We start from the raw sequence: 20,952 nt of genomic DNA on the forward strand, positions 1-20,952 counted from the left end.
CGGGATGATTATGCAGGTTTTGAAATAGAACTTGCAAAAAACGAATATTATACCGAGCCTACCGGCGTCCCGGGTCTCGCAACGCATCCATGAAAAGAACACCCATTCTCACGATCAAGCAGGTGCGGGTCATCAGCGCGGTGGCGAGCTATGCCAGCCTCGCGCGTGCAAGCGAGCAGCTGAACGCGAGCCAGAGCAGCCTGTCGCGCGCCATAGCCGAAGTCGAAGGCCGGCTGCGCCAGCATCTGTTCGCGCGTGGCTGGACCGGCATGGAGCCGACCTCGCAGGGCGAAATCGTCATCGCGCGCTGCCGCCACATGATGTCGAGCATCCAGGCTGCTCAGGAGGCGCTCAGGGCGTCCGGCGCACGCATTGCCGATCTTGGCCATCATCTCGCCTGGGAGCTGCTCAGCGCCGTCAGCGCGATCAGGAAGACCGGCAGCGTGTCGGCAGCCGCCGAATATCTCGAGCGGTCCCAGCCCGACATCAGCCGCGCGCTCGCCAGGATCGCCGCGGCGACGGGCCGGCCGGCCTTCGAGCGCACGCGCTCCGGCATGAGGGCAACCGGCGACGCCGTCATCCTCGCCGACCTGCACACAAAACTTCTGATGGACGTGATGACGCTGCCGGAGCAGCTCGAGGCGCTGTCCGGCAAGGTGACGGGACGCGTTGCGGTCGGCCTGCTGCCGTTCTCCGAGCAGGACATCGTCGTCAAGGTGTTCGGCGAGATGCTGAGCCGCCACCGGCACGTCCGTCTCCAGGCCGTCACCGGCAGCTACGCCGCGTTGATCGATGGACTGCGGCAAGGCGAGCTGGATTTCGTCATTGGCCCGCTGCGCGAACCGCCACCTTACGATGTTCTCGAGGAGCGGCATCTCTACGACGAATTCTTCGCCGTGATTGCGCGGGCGGATCATCGGCTGGCCAAGGGCCGGCGCAAGCTGAAAGATCTCGTCGGCGAGAACTGGGTCGTCGCGCCGCACGGCACGCCGACGCGCCGCTATTTCGAGGAGCTTCTGATCGGCCAGGGCCTGGTGCCGCCGTCGCAGACCTGCGAGATCGTCACTTTCGCGCTCGCCGAGCAGATGGTCATGAACAGCGACGTCATCGCATTGCTGACCTATTCGCCCGCGAAGCTGAGGACCAAAGCGAAGGGACTGAAGGCGCTTGCGGTCGAACTTCCCGCCAACTCACGCGCGATCGGACTGACTTACCGCAGGGACCAGCCGCTGACGGCTGCGCAACGGACTTTTCTGGAGATCCTCGACCAGAGAGCGGCGAAGCTTGCGCGCGCCAGGTGACGGTCGATGGAGAGGATCCGGCGGCGAGCTGATCACCACCGCTCGCGTCGAACAAAAAGCCCGGCCAAACCGGCCGGGCTTTTGATCTGTTGCAATCGACGCGACGAGAAGCTTACGCAGCCTCGTCGGCGACGGTGGTGTCGTCGCCATCGGTGTCGCCGTCGGCATCCGTCTCGCCCTCGCCGTCGGCGGCTTCCGCCTTGGCGTTGGTGCGGCGCGGGCTCTTGGCGAGCTGGGCCTCGATCTCCTTGACCGCTTCGGTCTCGGTCGAGTGCTGCACAACCGCGATCTCGCGGGACAGACGATCGAGCGCCGCTTCATAGAGCTGGCGTTCAGAGTACGACTGCTCGGGCTGCGACTCGGAACGGTAGAGGTCGCGCACGACTTCCGCGATCGCGACGATGTCGCCCGAATTGATCTTTGCTTCGTATTCCTGGGCGCGGCGCGACCACATGGTGCGCTTGACGCGGGCGCGGCCCTTCAGCGTCTCCAGCGCCTTCTTCACCAGCGCGGGCTCGGACAGCTTGCGCATGCCGACATTCGCAACCTTGGCGGTCGGCACGCGCAGCGTCATCTTGTCCTTGATGAAGTTGATGACGAACAGCTCGAGCTTCGCACCGGCGATCTCCTGCTCCTCGATGGCCAGGATCTGGCCGACGCCGTGAGCGGGATAGACGACGAATTCGTTGGCCTTGAAGCCCTGACGCTGGGTCACGACCTTCTTTTCCTCGACCTTTGGCGCAGGCGCAGCAGCCTTCACGGCCGGCTTGGCAGCGACGGGAGCCTTGGCAGGAGCAGCAGCAACGGGAGCCTTCGGCGCGGCCGGCTTGGCAGCGGGAGCCTTGGCAGCAGCAGGCTTGGCAACGGTCGCTTTCGCGGCCGGTTTGGCAGTCTTGTTAGGCATTGCGCTTCTTTTGTTCTTCGAGGACTTTGCAGCCGGCGCCTTCGTCGCGGTCCGACCCTTGGATGCGCTACGGCTGGCCGCGGCGACTTTTTTGGCCTCCTTATGGGAAGCCCTCGCTGAAGTACTCTTTTTACGCGTTTTCTGTGACACAGCCTGCGCGCGGAAACTGCCACGCCCCTGTTCGACATTTGGTTTCACGGGAACCCAGCGGGGCCAACGGGGCTGACGGGTTCGGCTTAATGTGCTCAATATAGCACATTTCCCGCAAAAATCAATGATTTAGGGGTCTTGAGGGCTGGTTTTCGGCGCTGACGAAGGTATTAGGGTTAAGTTTGGGCGGTAATTAGTCTCCCGAGCCGGGGTTCGGAGAAAAATATTTCTCGAATTTTCCTTCCTGGCCGTCGAATTCCTTCGCGTCGGGAGGTGATTCTTTCTTCTGGGTGATATTCGGCCAGCTCTTGGCGTAGTCGGCGTTGACCTGGAGCCACTTTTCCAGGCCCGGTTCCGTGTCCGGCTTGATGGCGTCGGCAGGGCATTCCGGCTCGCACACGCCGCAGTCGATGCATTCGTCAGGATGGATGACGAGCATGTTGTCGCCTTCGTAGAAACAATCGACCGGGCAGACCTCGACGCAGTCGGTGTACTTGCACTTGATGCAGTTTTCAGTGACGACGTAAGTCATCCAACGCTCCGAAAAGCTCTTTTAAAAGTCGCGGCTTGCGTAGCGCGGATGGCCCGGCGCCGCAAGGTCGGGAACGGCCGATCATGACGGCTTTATGTGTTTGATCGACCAAGAAATGAATTCCAAGCGCGATTAATCGCGCGCAGAACTTTGATTGCCTTCGCTCAGCTCCTCGTAGAGCACGCGGGCCGAGGCGGCATCGCCGCGGCGCTCGTTGAAGGCGGTGACCTTCAGCACGCGCACGGTGCGATCCAGCGCGATGGTGAGCACGTCGCCGATCTTGATCGCATGGCCCGGCGACGTTTCGCGCTCACCGTTGACGCGGACGTGGCCGGTGACGACGAGCTCGGCCGCGGAGGTGCGCGCCTTCACCACGCGCGCGTGCCACAGCCATTTGTCGATGCGCTGCCGCTCGGTCGTCGTGGGATCACTCCTTGCGGCCGGACAGCTGCTCTTTCAGCGCGGCGAGCTTGGCGAAGGGCGAGTTCGGATCGGCGGGGCGATCGCGCTCGCGCGGGTTGGCGCTCGAGGCGTAGGGACGCAGCGACGGCCCGCCCTGGCGATCGCGGCCCTTGTCGCGGTCACGACCGCGATTGTCGCGGCCCTTGTCGCGATCTCCGCCGAACTTGCCCTTGTTACGATCGCGATCCTTGTTGTCGCGATCCTTGCCTTCGAAGCGGCGGTTCCTGTCGTCGCGCCCCTCTTGGCGCGGCGTACCTTCGGCGCCACCTTCGCGCGGCTTGCGGAAATCCCTGGCCCCATCCCTGCGATGACCGCCGTGACGATGGCGCTCGCCGCGCCTCTCGCCGTCGGCTGACTGCGCGGCCTCGCCTTCCGCTGGTGCAGCACCCGCCTCTGCGCCCGCCTGCGGGCGCTGATGGTGGTGACGCTGGTGGCGATGGCGCTCGTGGCGGGGCTTGCGATCCTCGTGACGGCCGCCGGGACGCCAGACCTCGACGAGTTCGGGCTCGGCGGGCGCGGCGGCAGCCTCAACGGGCGCGGCGGCAGCAGCGGATGCGGCCGCTTCGGTTGCGGCGGTCTCAGTGGGCGCGGCTTCAGCAGCCTCGACGGGCGCAGCAGCCTCTTCCGCCGGCGGCGCGATGCCCGGGGCATCCTCGGGCGTGACAGGGGCATCCAGCGCTTCGAGCGCCGGCTCTTCCTGCGCGGGCTCGTCGTGCTGCTCCATGCCGGGCGCATCTTCGACGGTCACGGGCTCGGCGGCGGCTTCGATCGCAGTGTCCGCGGGGGCTGCGGCATCCTCGGTCGCAGGCGTCTCGGCGGAAGCTTCAGCAGCCGGCGTCTCGGCAGCAGCAGGCGCCGCGGGCTTTGCCGGCAGCGGCGGACGCTTCTCCATGCGATAGCCGAGCGCGCGCAGCACCGAGGCGAAATCCTCGCCGGCCGAGCCGGTGAGCGAGGTCATCGCCTGTGTCACCACAAAGCTGCGGCCGTCGAACGCGCCGGCAGGCTTTTCGCCGGGCGAGTTGTCGCGCCAGGCCAGCGCCGGGCGGATCAGATCGGCGAGCCGCTCCAGGATGTCGACGCGGACGGCGCGCTCGCCGGCCTGCTTGTAGCCGAGCACGCGATAGGCATCGCGCGGCAGCTGCTTGTCGACCGGGAACGAGGTGCGGCCCGACGATGCCAGATGCTGCGCGCCCGAGAGCGAGGACAGATCGACATTGTCCTGCTTCAGCGCCCAGAGCAGCGCGGCCAGCGCACGCCCGGCGGGCTTCAAGAGGCCGGGAAAATAGATGTGATAGGCACCGAAGCGGACGCCATATTTGCGCAGGACGGCGCGCGAGGGCTGGTCGAGATCCTTCAGCTCGTTGGCGATCTTGGGACGCTCGAGCACGCCGAGCGCCTCGACCAGCTGATAGGCGATGCCGCGGGCAATGCCGGTGACGTCCTCGGCCTTTGAGAGCTCGAACATCGGTCCGAGCAGCTTCTCGATATGCGTCTTGAGCCAGAGCTCGAGGCGGGCCTGCACCTTCTCACGGGGCGCACCGGTCAGTCGCTCGTCCGAGATGATGCGGATGCGCGGATGCAGCGCATCCTCTGCGGCGGACAGGCGCGCCACGGCATCGCCGGTCCAGCGGATGGTGCCTTCCGAGGTCAGCACGAACTGATCGTCCGGCGCATTGCCGAGCTTTTCGGCGCGCGCGTTGATCTCGCCGGCGAGCACCGCTTGCGCAGCAGCCTGCAAGGCTTTCGCATCGGAGCCGGCTTCCGCCGCATCCGGTGCAAAGGTGAAGCCATCGAGGCGGCCGATGACATGGCCTTCGACGATGACTTCGCCGGTCTTGCCGATTTCCGTATTCAAGCTCGTGTTCTCCCGCAGGCGGCGCATCAATACACTGGTCCGGCGATCAACGAAACGCTCAGTCAAGCGTTCATGGAGCGCATCCGATAATTTATTTTCGACCTCCCGCGCGATCCCCTGCCAGCGTTCGGGGTCTTTCAGCCAGTCCGGGCGGTTGGCGACGAAGGTCCAGGTGCGGATCTGAGCGATCCGGGCCGACAGCGTGTCGATGTCGCCGTCGACGCGGTCGGCCTGGTCGACCTGGGCGGCAAACCAGGCATCGGGAATGCATCCCTTCTGCATCAGGAAGCCGTACAGCGTGGTGACGAGTTCGGCATGGGCGGCCGGCGACAGCTTTCGGTAGTCCGGGACCTGGCAGGCGTCCCAGAGACGTTCCACGGCCGCCTTGCCATGCGCGATATCGCGCACCTCGACGTCGCGGGCGGCGTGGTCGAGCACGCGCATGTCCTCGGCGATCGGCGCGCGCGTCAGCGCCTCATGGCCGGGCGACTGGTTCAGGGACACCTGGAGCGCGCCGAGGGATGAGAAATCCAGCTTCGAATTGCGCCATTGCAGCATCTTGACGTTGTCGAAGGTGTGGTTCTGGAGCGCGTTGACGAGCTCGGGCTCGAACGGCCCGCAGCGTCCCGTGGTGCCGAAGGTGCCGTTGCGCGTGGCGCGGCCTGCGCGGCCGGCGATCTGCGCGAATTCGGCCGGCGTCAGGCGGCGGAACTGGTAGCCGTCGAACTTGCGGTCGGAGGCGAAGGCGACGTGGTCGACGTCGAGATTGAGGCCCATGCCGACCGCGTCGGTGGCGACGAGGTAATCGACGTCGCCGTTCTGGAACATCTCTACCTGCGCATTGCGCGTGCGTGGGCTAAGCGAGCCGAGCACGACGGCGGCACCGCCATGCTGGCGGCGGATCAGCTCGGCGATGGCGTAGACCTCATCTGCCGAGAAGGCGACGATGGCGGTGCGCCGCGGCTGGCGCGTGATCTTGCGGTCGCCGGCAAATTCCAGCTGCGACAGGCGCGGCCGCGTGATCATGGACACGCCGGGCAGCAGCCGCTCGATGATGGGGCGCATCGTGGCAGCGCCCAGCAGCAGCGTCTCGTCGCGGCCGCGGCGGTTGAGGATGCGGTCGGTGAAGACGTGGCCGCGTTCGAGATCGGAGGCGATCTGGACCTCGTCGACGGCGAGGAAGGAGACATCCAGATCGCGCGGCATCGCCTCGACGGTGGAAACCCAGTAGCGCGGGTTCTTCGGCTTGATCTTCTCCTCGCCGGTCACAAGCGCGACGGCCTCGCTGCCGACCCGCGCGGCGATCTTGTTGTAGACCTCGCGCGCGAGCAGCCGCAGCGGCAGCCCGATCAGCCCCGAGGGATGCGCCAGCATCCGCTCGATGGCGAGATGGGTCTTGCCGGTGTTGGTCGGCCCGAGCACCGCAGTGACGCCCGCGCCGGGTGCGCGCTCGGAAGCGAAGGGGGAGGAGGAGAAGGCCATGTCTGGGGGATTAGGTAGTGGCGATTTGGGCGAATGTCAGTGCTGTTTTGGGGTGTGTTGAGGGCTGGGCTTGCCCTGAGGCGCGAAGCGCCCACTGCACACACCGCTGTCATCGCCCGGCTTGGCCGGGCGATCCAGTATTCCAGCGGCGGCGCTGCTCATGCCGAGAAGCCGCGGCGTGCTGGATGCCCCGGTCAAGCCGCGGCATGACGGCGGAGAATGCGGCACCCCTCCCCAAACCTCGCGCAACTGTCTCACTTTGCGACGCTTTTCCCGTTGGCTTTAAGCTTCGGAACGACTCTAGAACGAATCGCGGCCGAATCGCTGACTCCCGCCAGAGTCCCGTTCCGTTCACGCAACATGTCGCGGGAGTCTTATTGGCTGTGCACTAGATGGAGTTTTGCGCCACCGCACAAGCGGCGTTTCGGTGGCAGGTTCCTTAAAATTGGGGACGGCGCGGAGTCGAATCAGAATCGGGGAGGAGTCAAATGGATTCCCCGATCACGACCCCGAACTCATTTTCGCGAAAACAACCCCATGCACAGTAGGCATGTCGTTGAAAGAATTACATTAATCGCCGCCCCGTCATCCTGAGGTGCGAGTGGCGCGGTGCGCAGCATCGCGCCGGGAGCCTCGAAGGATGGACGGCCCGGATGTGGCGGGGAGCAAGCTATCTTCGCGGGAAGAGCCGGGCTGTCGTCCTTCGAGGGCCGCCGAAGAGGCGGCCACCTCAGGATGACGGGCTGAGGGGGAGTGCACGGCTGCGGCTAAAGCCCTACTGCGTCTTGGCGACCCGTGGCGGCTGGGGGGACGTGATGAAGCTGGTCGCTTCCAGCATGGCCGGGCCGAGCGGCGTCGGCACTTTCAGCCAGAACGGGACCAGGATGCGCGTGCCTGCGATGGGGGCGAAGGCGATCTCGATGTTGCGCTGGGCGGCGAGGTATTTGATCACGGGGCGGTCGGGGATGTAGCCCGACACGGGCGCGAAATAGAGCGCGCAGACCACGACCGGGCCCTTGTAGCCCTTCTCGGCCTTCACGGTCTCCATGCGCTTGAAATCGAGCTTCAGATCGTAGCGCATGCGGCCGTCGAACACCGGCGCGGCGTTGCGGCAGGCGTCCGGCGTCACGGGGTCGCCGGTGCCGGGCACGCGCAGCAGCGAGGCCGTCATCGGATCCCAGACGCCGCGGCGATGCGCGTCGGTGACGACGATGCGGTCGGCATCGACCGGCGGCTCCGGCACGATGCCGAACTCCTTCACATTGCCCTTGTCGAGCGTGATGTGGATCTGTTCGGTCTTCTTCGACGTGGTGGTGGAGGCCTGGTAGCCGGTCGCGACCAGCGCGCCGTTGACCACCCTGCCTTGCGAGGCGCCGGTGCCGGACCCGCCCGCGAACGACTTCAATATCCCCGTGGTGCCGCCGGAGGCCGCGGCCGCGAACACGTCGTCCCCGATGTCGATGTTCCAGGCGCCCTTGCCGACGGGAATGCCGGCCAGCGAGGCCTCGTACTGCGCCTCGAGCTTGCCCTGCGCCGCCACGGGATCCGCCCCCCACGCCACGACGAGCCCGCAAAGGACCGCGAAGGCCAGCCGGCCGGCAGAGCGCGGACTGACCAGGCGCTTGGGCAGAAGTCGGGGAGATGTGAGCACGAAACAATCCAATCGGGGCGCGAACGGTTGTTACTTAAGCCAAAAACCGCGGCAAACAATGTGTCCGGGCGTGACGGCTTGCGGAACTCCACCGGATACTTCGGGGGCGAATACGCCCTTTATGTGATGGTAAGGCGCGCTAATCATTGCCGTTTTGGTGATCGGGGCGCGTCAGGGGCGCGCACCTCGCCCCGCCCATTCCGCCGTCATGCCCCGGCTAGACCGGGGCATCCAGTACGCCGCGGCCCCTCGGCCCCAGCCGCGACGCCAGTGGAACACTGGATCGCCCTGCTGCGCGGGCGATGACACCGGTTTTGCGGCCTGAGATCCCGGGTTCGCGCTCGCGCGCGCCCCGGGACGACGGGCCAAAAACGGCCCTTCGCCTTGACGTCCCGCCCCTTCCCCCCTATACGTCCGCCCGCTCCCTGCAAGGACACAGAATTAGCCCCCGTGGCGCCCAGAATGGCGGCCGCAAATCGTTTGGGGGACAGAAGAGGATTTCTACCATGTCTCGCCGCTGCGAACTGACGGCCAAGGGCCCCCTCGTCGGCCACAAGGTCAGCCACTCCAACATCAAGACCAAGCGCCGCTTCCTGCCGAACCTCGTCAACGTGACGTTCATCAGCGAAGCGCTCGGCCGCAACGTGCGCCTGCGCGTCTCCACCAACGCGGTCAAGAGCGTCGACCACAATGGCGGCCTCGACCCCTTCCTGCTCAAGGCCAACGCCGACGTCCTGTCGCCGCGCGCCCTCGAGCTGAAGCGCGCCATCCAGAAGAAGGTCGGCGACACCGCGCCGGCGAAGAAGGCGAGCTAAACGAATTTTTTGAAATGGGCGGGGGCTAAGTTGCGTCGCGTGGCGTAGTCTTAGCCAAGTAGAGTTTTTGCGTGACGGCCGGATCGAAAGATCCGGCCGTTTTTGTTTTTGGGGAGGTCTGCCGTCTATCAGAGCCCAAGTTGTGAGAGAGGTCTCAGACCTTCTATATGGCATCAGCTCATGTTAGCTTCATCAAGACTGCTTCGCTGTGGGCTCATCGGTGGCACGAAGTGACCTTCTCCTATCAATAGTTCGCGCTGGCGCTACCGGTGATCGAGCGGCCCTGCGTTCATCCGTGGAAGCTGCTGTTGCAGAAGAGCGTAGCAAGAATCATCATGTACTCGCCGATCGCCTGCAAAGGGCGCTATCCGCCGTTACAATTACGCCGCCGGCCAACGTCGTATCGGCGAGCGCTCAGTCTGGCAAAGACAGCATTATCGAGACTGTCCCACGGCGGCGACTGGAAGAATTGATTCTACCGCTTCCCGTTTCGCAGCAAGTGAAGCAGCTTATTGAAGAACAGCATCGAGCGGATTTGCTGCGAGCTCACGGAATGCAGCCGCGACATCGTTTGCTGCTGTCTGGTCCTCCGGGTAATGGAAAGACTTCCGTCGCAGAAGCTGTCGCGGAAGCTCTAGCAGTTCCTTTTTTTACTGTACGATACGATGCACTCGTTGGCTCCTTTTTAGGAGAGACGAATACTCGCTTGGCTCGCTTGTTTGACTATGCCCGCACCGTTCCTTGCGTTTTGTTTTTCGATGAATTCGACTCGATCGGAAAAGAGCGCGGCGATAACCACGAGACGGGCGAGATCAAGCGAGTAGTCTCGTTTTTGCTTATGCAAATTGATCGTCTGCCCAGCTACGTTGTTACCGTCGCCGCCACGAATCACGCAGAGTTACTGGATCGAGCGGTGTGGCGTCGCTTCGAACTTCGATTAGCTATGCCCTCACCCTCTCATGAAGCTCTTGCGGCCTTCTTGGACTGCCAGTTCGAACGGTGGCCGCAGAGTGCGGGTGTGGCAGCGAGTGTCTTAGCCAGTAAGCTTGGCGAGATCAGTTTTGCCGAAGCTTTGGATTTCTGCCAAACGGTCCGACGACAGCACATACTTTCGCTCGCGAATCGCGAGTTGAAGGATATTCTACGCGAACAGGTTGAATTATGGATATCAAGGGTTACTGCAACGCCAGATGCCTCACGACCCGCGGAAGCCGCTTCTACGCTTAAACGATCCAAGAGACGTCCCAAGGCGGCGATCGGGCAGCGGAGGAGGACGGGCAAGGCGCTTTGACCGGCAAGCACAGGCACAAAATCACGGGCCTGTCTTTTCTCTACTCCAAGATATTCTGGATCGACCTGACGCGGCCCTTCGGCTTCGATCCGACCCAAACTGTCTAGCTCCAGAGCGACTTCTTGTGTTTGAGGTCACTGGCTCAGTGCAGAATTTTGCCAAGGCGGTCCAGCGTATCGATGGACTGGAGTTTGCTGGCGAAGAAGAGCTTGAGGCGGATGACTTCGACCAAAGCCCCGAATTCTATCTGCTCGTTCCCCAATTAGGAGCGCTGCAGCAAATCGTTTCACTTTGGGAATTGTGGGTACGCGAAGGTAGTGTCCCTAGAAACTACACACCCTGGAGAGACCTGTTCTCGCAGCTTCGCGCGGTCCGTCCTTGGGGACCGACTGATCGCGTCTCACGCGCGAATCGGGAGTATTTCCATATTCTAGCGGATGGAGCGCCAGACACAGAATTCTTCGGGCTAGAGATTGAATTGGTCTTCAGAAGCTCGATCGAAGCATCGCAATCGACTGAACGAGACGCTCGTCATCTCATTGAGACGATTGGTGGACAGGTTGTCCACCAATCTCGTCGACCAGAATTCGCATATCACGCCCTCCTCGCCGAAGTGCCTACGGCGGAAATTCGCCGTATCGCCGCGCTCGATCCGACATCGCTTGCTGGCGCAGACCCTATCGCCGCAATCACTCCTCAGAGCATTGGGACTGCTATTGATGTCGCTGACGAGATGATCTCAGAAGGGATCGTACGCACGGCTCCTCTTAGAGAGCAACCAATCGCGGCTGTCTTCGATGCCATTCCGGTTCAAGCCCACCCGCTGCTCATCGACCGGCTAAGAGTAGACGATCCCGACGATCTTGAGACCCGCGCGGTCGGACAGCGCGTGCACGGAACAGCAATGGCGTCGCTAGTTGTTCACGGTGACCTGAATGATGCTCCTTCACCGCTGAGCCGTCAGATCTATTTCAGGCCCGTTATGTATGCGCCGGCATTCGGCGTGGAAAGATTCGACGAGAATAGACTCGTGATTGATGTGATCTTCGAAGCCGTCATGCGCATGAGGAGCACTGATGGGGCAGAAGTAATTATCGTAAATCTATCTCTCGGCGACACAACCAAGCCCTTCTCCGGTAAGATATCCACGTGGGCCCGTGCACTCGACTATTTGTCTTACACATATGGCATACTCTTCATCATAAGCGCTGGAAATTCAGGGCAGTCAGTCATTTTGAATGACTTTCCAGATGAAGCAAGTTTCAGCACGGCACCTCTTGACGCGCGAGTCCAACCCACTTTAGCCGGCATAGACTCAGTGAAGGCTGATCGTCGTGTCCTTGCTCCTGCCGATAGTATCAATTCGCTGACGATCGGAGCTTGGCACCACGATTTTTCACAAGAGATCTTTAGGGGCACAACACCCTTCCCGCCCTTCGTGGGCGTAGAGATGCCAAACTTCTCTTCAAGGCTTGGGCCTGGTTTGCGGCGGGCGATTAAGCCTGAAGCCTTGTTTGCTGGAGGACGCGAGAGGGTCAGGATCGAGCCTGCGTCTTCCCCCACAAGCCTAGCACCACATCCTCATCCAAGCCACTATTGGGGACTAAAAGCCGCATCTCCCTCGCAAAATGGAACCCTTGGAACACACTTCACAATCGGCACAAGTGCGGCGGCTGCTCTGGCTACTCACTCAGGGCACCGAATTTTCGATGCGCTTGAACAAGCCTACCCTCAGCTCATCGAAACGATGCCGTTGGCCGAGCGTGCTTCTCTTCTGAAAGCTTTTCTCGTTCATTCCGCTTCTTGGCGCGGTAGCGAAGTGTTTGTTCGCGCCATTGTCGATCCGACATCAACACTTCATCACGAACATTGGCGACGGGAAGTCAGCCGCTACCTCGGCTTCGGATTCGTTGACCCCGACAACGTCATTGCATGTGCAAATGACCGAGCGACGTTGTGGGCAACCGGAACGCTTGGTCCCGAAGATTCTCTGATATTTGATCTGCAAGTGCCTAGGTCGCTTACGATGTCAGCGTCCATGCGAGAAATAAGGGCTACACTCGCTTGGTTCACACCCACTCGACCTGGACATCTGGCTTATCGGGCTGTGAAGCTCAAGATCGACTCGCTCGAACGAGGTTCTCTACAGTTGACCGGCGTAAGTACAACGTCAGATCAGCCCTCTAATAGTCAATCCGAAAGCGGGACTGTCGTTCATCGTAGGTGGACAAGCTCGCAAATCGGCGAAGCCGCAAGCGGCGCGACAATTCCAATTCAGATTCAGAGAGAGCGAGACCAGGGGACGCCGATCGATGAACCAATTCCATTCGGTCTAGTGATCACGATCGAGATGCCGGGAGAAGCTAAGATATATGAGGAGGTTCTCACGAACATCCAAGTACGACCGAGAGTACCGATCCACGCACAAGCATAGTGCAGAGAAATTTAGGTCTATTTTCCGCTATACTCGCCCCGCTAGCCTCACCAGGAGGGGCATATTGCGGAGCACGCGCCCAAGCCAGATCCCAAGCCAGCTCCGAAAAACCTCGTCATCTGCCGCGACGGCACCCGTAAACAGCCCCCCTCCCGCGTTAACCGTCCGTTAACCAACGCACCCTAGCCTGCGGTAATCGTCCAGCCATCACTAGCCCGAAATGCCTTCCCGGTTTGCTCCAGGAGAAGCGCCGATGTGCGTTGCGTTGTTGACGTATGCCGATCTCAGTGCCCGCCTCAATATCTCGCGCGAGGCCGCGCGTTCACTTGCCAGACGTCGCCGTTGGCCGCGCTCGCGGTCGGATGACGGCAAGGCCCTGGTGAGCGTCGATCTCGCCGAACTCCGCTACACGCCCCGCCCACGAATGGGCCGCCGGGCAGCCCCCATCGATGCCTCCCTGGCTGAGGTCGAGACATTCAACACCGAGGCACTCAAGACCGAGGCATTCGAGATCGAGGCATTGAAGGCGGAGATCGCGCGGCTCGAAGACGTCGCAGCCGCCTACAGGGCGGTTTTCGAGCGCGAGCGCGAGCGCGCCGATCGCCTGGCCGTCGAGCTGACACAGGCGGCCGCCGAGACGACGGCAGCCAATGCGTGGGCGGCACGACTGGAAGACGAAGTGGCGGACTTGCGGACCGGTCGCCAGGCTGGCGGCGCGACCGCCGGACAAGCCGCCGCGCGTCGATTGGGACATCTGGCCGCGGCCATCGTGGGCGCAGACCGCGCGGCCCGCAGATAGCACTCGAACCCTTCTCCATCCCGGCCTGCCGGAGCAATCGCGAGGACAAAATGACTGGCATGACCGATATTCGCGAGATGAAGGCCCGCATTGTCGTATTCGGGGTCGGCGGCGCCGGCGGCAACGCGGTCAACAACATGATCACGGCCGGGCTGCAAGGCGTCGACTTCGTCGTCGCCAATACCGACGCGCAGGCACTTGCCATGTCGAAGGCGACGCGCCTGATCCAGCTGGGCACCCAGGTGACGGCAGGCCTTGGCGCCGGCTCGCAGCCTGAACTCGGACGCGCCGCGGCCGAGGAGGTCATCGATACGATCCGCGATCATCTGACCGGCGCGCACATGGTGTTCGTGACCGCCGGCATGGGCGGCGGCACCGGCACCGGGGCCGCACCCATCATCGCCAGGACCGCGCGCGAGCTCGGCATCCTCACGATCGGCGTGGTCACCAAGCCATTCTACTTCGAGGGCCAGCGCCGCATGCGCTTTGCCGAAGCCGGCATCGAGGAGCTGCTGAAGACGGTCGACACCCTCTTGATCATCCCGAACCAGAACCTGTTCCGGGTGGCAAGCGAGAAGACCACGTTCGCCGATGCCTTTGCCCTTGCCGACCAGGTGCTCTATTCGGGCGTGGCCTGCATCAGCGACCTCATCGTCAAGGAAGGCCTGATCAATCTCGATTTTGCCGACGTTCTCTCCGTGATGCGGGAGAAGGGCAAGGCCATGATGGGACGGGGCGAGGCTACCGGCGAGAAGCGCGTGCTCGCGGCCGCCGTCGCCGCAATTTCCAATCCGTTGATCGAGAACCCCTCGATCAAGCGCGCCAGCGGCCTCATCATCTCCATCACCGGCGGGCGCGATCTCATGCTGTTCGAAGTCGACGAAGCCGCGACCCGGATTCGCGACGAAGCCGACCCGGACGCCAACATCATCGTCGGCGCGTCGTTCGATGAAAGCCTCGAAGGCATCGTCCGCGTCTCGGTGGTGGCGACCGGTATCGACAATGTCGACCCGGCGCTCCTGGCGCGACCGGCGGAAACCCCACTCACGCAGCTCGCCGGCAGGCTGCGCGACGACAGCCGCCGCATCGCCGATCGCATCGAGCGCAGTGCACCGCTTCCGCAAGTGGAAAGCCCGCCGCTCCGCCCGACGGCGCGCCATCCCCAGGGGCAGCCGGCAAGGCCGAATCCGGAATATGCGCGCCAGGCGGCTCCTCAACCGCTCGATCCCTACGGCCGCTCCTCCCCGCGCAACATGGCCGACGAAGACCTTCTCGACATCCCGGCCTTCCTGCGCCGCTCGGCCAATTGAGCGGGCTGGCTCCACATCGTCATGGCCGGGCATAGCCGTCTGAAGGACGGCGTCGCTTCGCTCGCCTATGTCCCGGCCATCCACGAACTTTCTCCGCAGCGCAAAGAACGTGGATGCCCGGGACAAGCCCGGGCATGACGACCTCGTGTAGATCTCAAGCTACCGGATGAGTTCGGCCTGCAGGTTTCGCCCGGCGACGCGAAGCATCGTCCGGAGACGCGCCGCGAGCGGGCTCCTCACCATGAGGCTCCGATATCTCGCCGCAAAACGCGACCTCATCCTGAGGAGCCTGCCGCAGGCGGGCGTCTCGAAGGATGGGCCGCAAGGAAACCAATCGCCGCGTTCACGCTGCCGTGCTGCGCGGGGTCTCCGCCGGTTCCTTTTTCTCCGGCTCCTTGTCGCGAGACAGCCATGCCGGGAAACGAAGCAGGCGATCGATGCTGTCTTTTGATGGCTCGATGGGCGGCACGATGGGCGCTTCACTGCCCGAACGCGGGAGGTCCAGCACGGCCTGTCCTGCCCGCACCGCATCCGCGCGCTGATCGAGTTCGCGCAACAGGGGATCGAGCACGCTGTCGATTTCGGTCGCCACCGACACGACAAAACTGTTGAGCTCACGAGCCTCCGGCACGACGGCCGAGGCCGACTCGATCGCCCTGGAGAGACCATCGACGACGGGTGCGAACGCGCCGGCGGCTTGCTTGATTCGCGTTCTGATCGCTTCGATCTCGCCCAGGACGCGCTCACGCTCCCGCCTGTTCTTCTCTTCCGTAAGGCGGGCTTCAATTTCAGCGATCTGAGTCGTCAGAGTCGTGGCTTCGGATGCGAGTGCATCGCGTCGCAGGCGCGCACGATCGAGATCGCGGCTGAGATTGTCCACTAGATCGTCCTTCCCGAACATGGCTTTGCTCCGTAGGACAGCCGTAACGCGAACCGCCAGCCGGTCGAGCGAACCAGAGGCTGGATCGGCCGAAAAAGGCATCAGTTTCGGTCGCGTCATATGGGCCGACATGGTGACCCCCACCGTCAACATTAGGCGACGACATGGTTAACAGGTGGTTAATGTCAACAGATGATGGGGCAATGAAGCACCATGCCGCCGACGCCGACTTCGTCTCCTCGCGGCCATCCAGTTCCGCTATACTCGCCCCGGTAGCATCACCGGGAGGGGCTGACCGTGGAGCACGACGACCAGCACAAATCCAAAACCGAGCCGAAAAACCTCGTCATCTGCTGTGACGGCACCGGCAACGAGATCTCGGAGAACATCTCCAACGTCCTGAAGCTGTATCGCTGCCTGCGCAAGACCGACAAGACGCAGCCGCGGCAGATGGTGTTTTACGATCCCGGCGTCGGCACGGTGACGGAGCCTTCGACGTGGCACCGGCTCAAGGCCAACGTCAACCTGGTGCTGGGGCTCGCCACCGGCTACGGGCTCGATGACAACGTGTTGTCGGCCTATTGCTTCCTGGTCGAGCATTACGCGCCGGGCGACCGCATCTACCTGTTCGGCTTCTCGCGCGGCGCCTATACCGTGCGAGTGCTGGCGGGGCTGATCCACAAGATCGGCCTGATCTCGCCGGAGCAGGCGAACCTCGCAGGGAGCGGTCTCGTCGCCTACAAGCAATATTCCGGCACCGGGCGCGGCAACGACATCGAGGACCTCAAGGACGTCGCCATCGACGACCAGGGGCCGCTGCCGAAGGACGAATTCGACCTCGCCGCCCAGTTCGCGCGAATCACCTCGACGCGCTGGCCGACCATCCACTTCATCGGGGTCTGGGACACGGTGGCGAGCGTGATCGTGCCGCGGCGCGACAATTTCTTCTTCGTGTTCAGCCTGGAGGAGCTCGCCTTCACGCTGCGCAATCCAAGCGTCAAGATCTTCCGCCAGGCGATCGCGATCGACGAGCGGCGCTGCATGTTCCGCCTGAAAAAGTATGAGGAGCCGCAGGACTATTGGCGCAACCGCTACGTGCCCGACGAGAAGAAGGAGCCGCAGGACATCATGCAGGTGTGGTTCGCCGGCGTGCATTGCGACGTCGGCGGCGGCTATCCGGAAGCCGAGAGCGGCGAATCCAAATATCCGCTGATCTGGATGATCGAGGAAGCCGCCAAGGCGGGGCTGAACTTCAACCCGCGCACCGTGAACCAGCTTGCCTGGGGCATCCAGCGCAAGAACTCGCCGTTTAGGTATGTCGAGCCCGCCTACACCGGCAAGACCGGCGAGCTGCACGATTCGATGACGGCCGCCTGGCGCGTGTTGGAATTTTTGCCGAAGAGCGCGAAGTACAAGGAGTGGCCCGACCGGACGGTCGTGCTCGGCTTCTACATCCCCGATTGCGAACCGCGCGTCATCCCCGAAGGCGCGCATGTGCATGAGAGCGTGGTGAAGCGGATGGCGGCGGAGCCTGGCTATCGGCCGGTGAATCTGCCGAAGGATTATGTGACGGTGCCGATGCCGGTGCGGCCGGGTGTGGGGGTGGGCGCTGAGGCGAATGAGGTTGTGACGGCGTAGGGGGACTTCCCTTCTCCCCTTGTGGGAGAAGGTGGCGCGAAGCGCCGGATGAGGGGTCCTCTCCACGAACGAGAAAGCATCACGCAAGGCGCGAGACCCCTCACCCGTCTCGCCGCTGCGCGGCGATCCACCCTCTCCCACAAGGGGAGAGGGGAAGCGAGCCCGTGCGGCGCCGCCGCACCCCGCTACCGGCGCTTTCTCCATTCGCGGCTACTTTTCATTAAAATTCTCCGGCCTTCCTTAGTCGGATCGCATCAACTCTTTTCCATCATGCCGCTCCAGACCACCCGCGCCGTCCGCGGAATTGGAGGAGAGTGCCAATGCATCCGCGTCGACATGCCCGCGTGAAACCTTCCGGGCTGGTGTCCCGCCAGGCCAAGATCATCACCGACCCGCGCGCGCCGGTGATCCCCTGCACGCTGATCGACTACTCGCCCGGCGGCGCCTGCGTCGATCTCGGCGGGCAGGTAACGATCCCCGACAGGTTCGAGCTGCTGCACGTCAACACCAAGAAGCGCTGCCGCATCGCCTGGAAGCGCGGCACGCGCGTCGGCGTGGTGTTTTGAGGACTAGCGAGACGCTTGCTTAACCCTGCCCTGGAGGGGAGGGTCAGAAAGAAAGCTACTTCCGCATCCTGGCCTTCGTGCCCGCGACGATCTGCATCGCGACGCCGGCGACCCAGCCGACGAGAGCGAGCCAGGTCCACGCCATGTGCGGCTCCAGTCGCAGCACGATGACGGCGACGGAGGCGAGCGCGGTGAGCGTCGCGCAGAGCGTGCCGGCAGCGCTCAGGAATTCCGCGGCGTCGATGGTGCTGTGCGCGTCGTCGAAGGGCAGCTGCGGCGTGTCGATGCCGAGATAGAAGCCGACGAAGCCGAGCAGCATCATCAGCAGCAGGAAGCCCTGCGTGGTGAGCGGGGCAATCGCGGATCCCACATAGGCGCCGACGAACAGCCCGCACGCGGCGCCTGCCATCGCGAGGCCCACACGTTCGAAAACGTGGGCAGTCTTGCGAACACGAAACCGCATGGCCGGCCTCCGTGAGGAGTTGGGTGCGCGGGAGGGTAGGCCAGTTTTGCGGTGCGTGGAAGGTGAGGAGTTTTACGGATGCGTGAAGGGGCGATGGCCCGCGCTACACCCATCATTGTCGTCCCGGACAAGCGAAGCGCAGATCCGGGACCCCCGCGCGAGCGCCTGCGCTCGTCGCGAAACCCCAGGGAGAAATTTGGCGAAGACTCGAAGGTCAAGTTGTGCAGCGGCAACTCATACCGCACGCAATCGTGAGATCACGCGATATCGATCGCGGATCTGCGCTTCGCTTGTCCGGGACGACGGCGGAGCATGGGGCGCGCCATCGCTCGACACGCACGATATGCGGCGCCTCCTCGCGCCCTACCTTGCCCCGAACGTGGTCTTGCCGAACAGCGCCTTTTGCGTCGATGGCTGCGAGCGCCAGTATTGCGGCGGGGCTTCGACTTCGCCGCCGAGTTCGGCCGCGGCGTGCCAGCCCCAGCGGGGATCGTAGAGCAAGCTGCGGCCGAGCGCGATCATGTCGGCCTTGCCGGATGCCACGATCTCTTCGGCGTGCCTGGCTTCGGTGATCAGGCCGACGGCGATGGTGGGCAATCCGGTCTCGCGCTTGATGGCCTCCGCGAACTGCACCTGATAGCCCGGACCGAGCGGGATCTTCTGCAGCGGTGAGACGCCGCCGGAGGAGGCGTCGATCCAGTCGATGCCGCGCGCCTTCAGCGCGTTTGCGAATTCGATCGTCTGCGCCAGATCCCAGCCGCCCTCGACCCAATCGGTCGACGACACCCGGATGCCGACCGGCTTGTCGTGCGGAAAGACCGCGCGCACCGCGTCGTACACCTCGAGCGGGAAGCGCATGCGGTTTTGCAAGCTACCGCCATACTCGTCGGTGCGCCGGTTGGAGATCGGCGACAGGAACTGGTGCATGAGATAGCCGTGCGCGCCGTGCAGCTCGATCGCGTCGATGCCGAGCCGGGCAGCGCGCTTCGCGCTGTCGACGAAGGCGTCGCGGATGCGCTTCAGGCCCGCGGCATCGAGCGCCAGCGGCGCGGCCTCGCCCTCCTTGTGCGGCAGCGCCGACGGCGCCACCGTCTGCCAGCCGCCTTCGCTCTGCGGAATGAGCTGGCCGCCGTCCCAGGGTCGCGCGCTGGAGGCCTTGCGGCCGGCATGGGCGAGCTGCATCGCGATCGCCGTCGAGGAATGTTTCCGCACCGAGGTGAGGATCTGCTTCAGCGCGGCCTCGCACGCATCGCTGTAGAGCCCGAGGCAGCCCGGCGTGATGCGGCCGATCGCCTCCACATGGGTCGCCTCGATGCAGAACATCGACGCGCCCGACAGCGCGAGGTTGTTGATGTGGGTGAAGTGCCAGTCGGTGGCGACGCCGTCGTCGGCCGAATACTGGCACATCGGCGACACGACGACGCGGTTCTTCAACGTCAGGCCGCGCAGCTTGATCGGGGAAAACAGAGCGCTCATGCGGGGAGTTCCGGGGGATCGAGGAATGGAAGCGATTGCATGAAGTTTAGTGGCCCTACGGCGAATTGCCAGCTGCGCGGCGGACATGCCCGCCCGCGGCGCCATGCATTGCGCGCGTCATATGATCACAAGGCCGGGATGCCCCTCGGCCGCTTGCCAGGAACTCCGCTGTCATCCCGAGGCACGCGAAGCGCGAGCCCGGGACGACGATCGAATTTGAGGCCCCTACTCCAGCTCCTCGAACCTGCCCGGCACAGGCTTGGCCATACGGATCCGGCCGTCGGGCAAGAGCTCGCCATCGGCTTCGGCCGAGAACTGGATCGTGTTGCCGCCGCCGTCGCGCTTGCTGGCCTTGCCGAGCGGCCCGAGCTTGTCGGCGAGCGCGGCGTCGTCGAGCACGAACACGCGGTACTCGGTGAGGTGGAAGCGGCGCGGCGCCTGCCATGTCAGCGCCGGCACGGATGTGCGCATGTCGCCGTCGGTCTTGATGTCGACGCTGCGGCCGGTGACGTCGCGGAACAGATCCGGCTCGGCGACGAGGCGCGCGCGGCCGCCGTCGACGGCGTAGAGGTTCAACGTGACGATATGGCGCTCGCTGCGGAAGGTCACGGCGACGTAACGCGAGTCGCTCGACCAGGCGGCGTGGAAGGCATCCGGCGCGGTGTCCAGAATGTTGTCGTCGTTGACGTTGTCGAGCGTCATCAGCCGGCGATGGGTCGGCTCGGCCATCAGATAGATGCGAAAGCCGTCGCTGCCGGATTCGCCACCGCCATGGGCCGCGACCGAGAGCTTTCCATTCGGCGCGCGGCCGCCCGCGATGATGGCGTATTCGTTCTTGCCATATCGATGCTCGGCCGTGGCGAAGGCCGGCGAGGATGCGACGAGCGCAAGGATGAGGGCGAGGATGGCGCGGCAGGGCATGACGGTTTGTCGGAGAAGGGCG

At 63.7% G+C, this 20,952-nt stretch carries 17 protein-coding genes; 8 read left to right on the forward strand and 9 right to left on the reverse strand.

The genetic code is table 11. The features are described 5' to 3' along the window. Nucleotides 1-89 precede the first annotated feature (89 nt). On the forward strand, nucleotides 90-1,301 hold the full coding sequence (locus JQ627_RS19410) for a LysR family transcriptional regulator (protein WP_212485748.1): 1,212 nt from the start codon (nucleotides 90-92) through the stop codon (nucleotides 1,299-1,301). Nucleotides 1,302-1,413: 112 nt separating this feature from the next. Here JQ627_RS19410 and JQ627_RS19415 read toward each other — a convergent pair whose 3' ends face one another. The 5 genes from JQ627_RS19415 to JQ627_RS19435 form a co-directional block, all read right to left on the reverse strand. Then, nucleotides 1,414-2,205, reverse strand: a complete 792-nt coding sequence (locus JQ627_RS19415; RefSeq protein ID WP_212485749.1) for a CarD family transcriptional regulator — start codon at nucleotides 2,203-2,205, stop codon at nucleotides 1,414-1,416. A gap of 343 nt (nucleotides 2,206-2,548) precedes the next feature. Then, entirely contained in the window at nucleotides 2,549-2,887 is a 339-nt protein-coding gene (gene fdxA, locus JQ627_RS19420) for a ferredoxin FdxA (protein ID WP_014490375.1), read from the reverse strand. A 132-nt stretch (nucleotides 2,888-3,019) separates the two neighbouring features. Continuing rightward, nucleotides 3,020-3,289 (reverse strand): RNA-binding S4 domain-containing protein, encoded by a 270-nt coding sequence (locus JQ627_RS19425; protein ID WP_212485810.1) that lies wholly within the window; start codon nucleotides 3,287-3,289, stop codon nucleotides 3,020-3,022. Nucleotides 3,290-3,314: 25 nt separating this feature from the next. Then, nucleotides 3,315-6,686: a helicase-related protein gene (locus JQ627_RS19430; RefSeq protein WP_212485750.1), complete on the reverse strand. Its 3,372-nt coding sequence runs from the start codon at nucleotides 6,684-6,686 to the stop codon at nucleotides 3,315-3,317. Between the two features lie 775 nt (nucleotides 6,687-7,461). Beyond that, the gene (locus tag JQ627_RS19435; protein WP_409363812.1) at nucleotides 7,462-8,337 is read right to left on the reverse strand and encodes a DUF3108 domain-containing protein; all 876 of its coding nucleotides are present in this window, start codon (nucleotides 8,335-8,337) and stop codon (nucleotides 7,462-7,464) included. 506 nt (nucleotides 8,338-8,843) lie between these two features. Between JQ627_RS19435 and rpmB the strand changes: the two genes are divergently transcribed. The 5 genes from rpmB to ftsZ all read left to right on the forward strand — a co-directional run bounded on the left by rpmB (nucleotide 8,844) and on the right by ftsZ (nucleotide 14,986). Beyond that, nucleotides 8,844-9,152 (forward strand): 50S ribosomal protein L28, encoded by a 309-nt coding sequence (gene rpmB / locus JQ627_RS19440; protein WP_014490379.1) that lies wholly within the window; start codon nucleotides 8,844-8,846, stop codon nucleotides 9,150-9,152. 295 nt (nucleotides 9,153-9,447) lie between these two features. After that, entirely contained in the window at nucleotides 9,448-10,443 is a 996-nt protein-coding gene (locus JQ627_RS19445; RefSeq protein ID WP_312015782.1) for an ATP-binding protein, read from the forward strand. A gap of 124 nt (nucleotides 10,444-10,567) precedes the next feature. Next, nucleotides 10,568-12,877 carry a S8 family peptidase gene (locus tag JQ627_RS19450; RefSeq protein ID WP_212485752.1) on the forward strand — a complete coding sequence of 770 codons (2,310 nt, stop codon included), beginning with the start codon at nucleotides 10,568-10,570 and terminating at the stop codon, nucleotides 12,875-12,877. 253 nt (nucleotides 12,878-13,130) lie between these two features. Next, nucleotides 13,131-13,676: a hypothetical protein gene (locus tag JQ627_RS19455; RefSeq protein ID WP_212485753.1), complete on the forward strand. Its 546-nt coding sequence runs from the start codon at nucleotides 13,131-13,133 to the stop codon at nucleotides 13,674-13,676. 59 nt (nucleotides 13,677-13,735) lie between these two features. Further along, nucleotides 13,736-14,986 (forward strand): cell division protein FtsZ, encoded by a 1,251-nt coding sequence (gene ftsZ, locus JQ627_RS19460; protein WP_249143189.1) that lies wholly within the window; start codon nucleotides 13,736-13,738, stop codon nucleotides 14,984-14,986. Nucleotides 14,987-15,329: 343 nt separating this feature from the next. On the opposite strand, the gene JQ627_RS19465 is transcribed toward ftsZ, so the two are convergent. After that, nucleotides 15,330-15,887, reverse strand: coding sequence for a hypothetical protein (locus JQ627_RS19465; protein ID WP_249143190.1), 558 nt, complete (start codon nucleotides 15,885-15,887; stop codon nucleotides 15,330-15,332). 276 nt (nucleotides 15,888-16,163) lie between these two features. Here JQ627_RS19465 and JQ627_RS19470 point away from each other — a divergent pair, with 276 nt between their 5' ends. Together JQ627_RS19470 and JQ627_RS19475 are read left to right on the forward strand one after the other, a co-directional pair. Next, a complete protein-coding gene (locus JQ627_RS19470) occupies nucleotides 16,164-17,504 on the forward strand; it encodes a DUF2235 domain-containing protein (RefSeq protein WP_212485756.1) in 1,341 nt (446 codons plus the stop codon). A gap of 320 nt (nucleotides 17,505-17,824) precedes the next feature. Then, nucleotides 17,825-18,070, forward strand: a complete 246-nt coding sequence (locus JQ627_RS19475) for a PilZ domain-containing protein (RefSeq protein WP_212485757.1) — start codon at nucleotides 17,825-17,827, stop codon at nucleotides 18,068-18,070. A 55-nt stretch (nucleotides 18,071-18,125) separates the two neighbouring features. Here JQ627_RS19475 and JQ627_RS19480 read toward each other — a convergent pair whose 3' ends face one another. The 3 genes from JQ627_RS19480 to JQ627_RS19490 all read right to left on the reverse strand — a co-directional run bounded on the left by JQ627_RS19480 (nucleotide 18,126) and on the right by JQ627_RS19490 (nucleotide 20,930). Further along, nucleotides 18,126-18,533 carry a hypothetical protein gene (locus JQ627_RS19480; protein WP_212485758.1) on the reverse strand — a complete coding sequence of 136 codons (408 nt, stop codon included), beginning with the start codon at nucleotides 18,531-18,533 and terminating at the stop codon, nucleotides 18,126-18,128. 363 nt (nucleotides 18,534-18,896) lie between these two features. Further along, nucleotides 18,897-20,009: an NADH:flavin oxidoreductase/NADH oxidase gene (locus JQ627_RS19485; RefSeq protein WP_212485759.1), complete on the reverse strand. Its 1,113-nt coding sequence runs from the start codon at nucleotides 20,007-20,009 to the stop codon at nucleotides 18,897-18,899. 225 nt (nucleotides 20,010-20,234) lie between these two features. Continuing rightward, nucleotides 20,235-20,930, reverse strand: a complete 696-nt coding sequence (locus tag JQ627_RS19490; protein ID WP_212485760.1) for a hypothetical protein — start codon at nucleotides 20,928-20,930, stop codon at nucleotides 20,235-20,237. Between the last annotated feature and the right edge of the window lie 22 nt (nucleotides 20,931-20,952).

It is taken from the genome of Bradyrhizobium liaoningense, from assembly GCF_018130785.1.
Classification (GTDB): domain Bacteria; phylum Pseudomonadota; class Alphaproteobacteria; order Rhizobiales; family Xanthobacteraceae; genus Bradyrhizobium; species Bradyrhizobium liaoningense_A.

What these genes read in the sequence shown, in the direction of transcription:
- JQ627_RS19410 (WP_212485748.1), top strand. Translation starts at nt 90, where the DNA reads ATGAAAAGAACACCCATTCTCACGATCAAGCAGGTGCGGGTCATCAGC.
- JQ627_RS19415 (WP_212485749.1), bottom strand. Translation starts at nt 2,205, where the DNA reads ATGCCTAACAAGACTGCCAAACCGGCCGCGAAAGCGACCGTTGCCAAG.
- fdxA (WP_014490375.1), bottom strand. Translation starts at nt 2,887, where the DNA reads ATGACTTACGTCGTCACTGAAAACTGCATCAAGTGCAAGTACACCGAC.
- JQ627_RS19430 (WP_212485750.1), bottom strand. Translation starts at nt 6,686, where the DNA reads ATGGCCTTCTCCTCCTCCCCCTTCGCTTCCGAGCGCGCACCCGGCGCG.
- rpmB (WP_014490379.1), top strand. Translation starts at nt 8,844, where the DNA reads ATGTCTCGCCGCTGCGAACTGACGGCCAAGGGCCCCCTCGTCGGCCAC.
- JQ627_RS19455 (WP_212485753.1), top strand. Translation starts at nt 13,131, where the DNA reads ATGTGCGTTGCGTTGTTGACGTATGCCGATCTCAGTGCCCGCCTCAAT.
- ftsZ (WP_249143189.1), top strand. Translation starts at nt 13,736, where the DNA reads ATGACCGATATTCGCGAGATGAAGGCCCGCATTGTCGTATTCGGGGTC.
- JQ627_RS19465 (WP_249143190.1), bottom strand. Translation starts at nt 15,887, where the DNA reads ATGTTCGGGAAGGACGATCTAGTGGACAATCTCAGCCGCGATCTCGAT.
- JQ627_RS19475 (WP_212485757.1), top strand. Translation starts at nt 17,825, where the DNA reads ATGCATCCGCGTCGACATGCCCGCGTGAAACCTTCCGGGCTGGTGTCC.
- JQ627_RS19480 (WP_212485758.1), bottom strand. Translation starts at nt 18,533, where the DNA reads ATGCGGTTTCGTGTTCGCAAGACTGCCCACGTTTTCGAACGTGTGGGC.
- JQ627_RS19485 (WP_212485759.1), bottom strand. Translation starts at nt 20,009, where the DNA reads ATGAGCGCTCTGTTTTCCCCGATCAAGCTGCGCGGCCTGACGTTGAAG.
- JQ627_RS19490 (WP_212485760.1), bottom strand. Translation starts at nt 20,930, where the DNA reads ATGCCCTGCCGCGCCATCCTCGCCCTCATCCTTGCGCTCGTCGCATCC.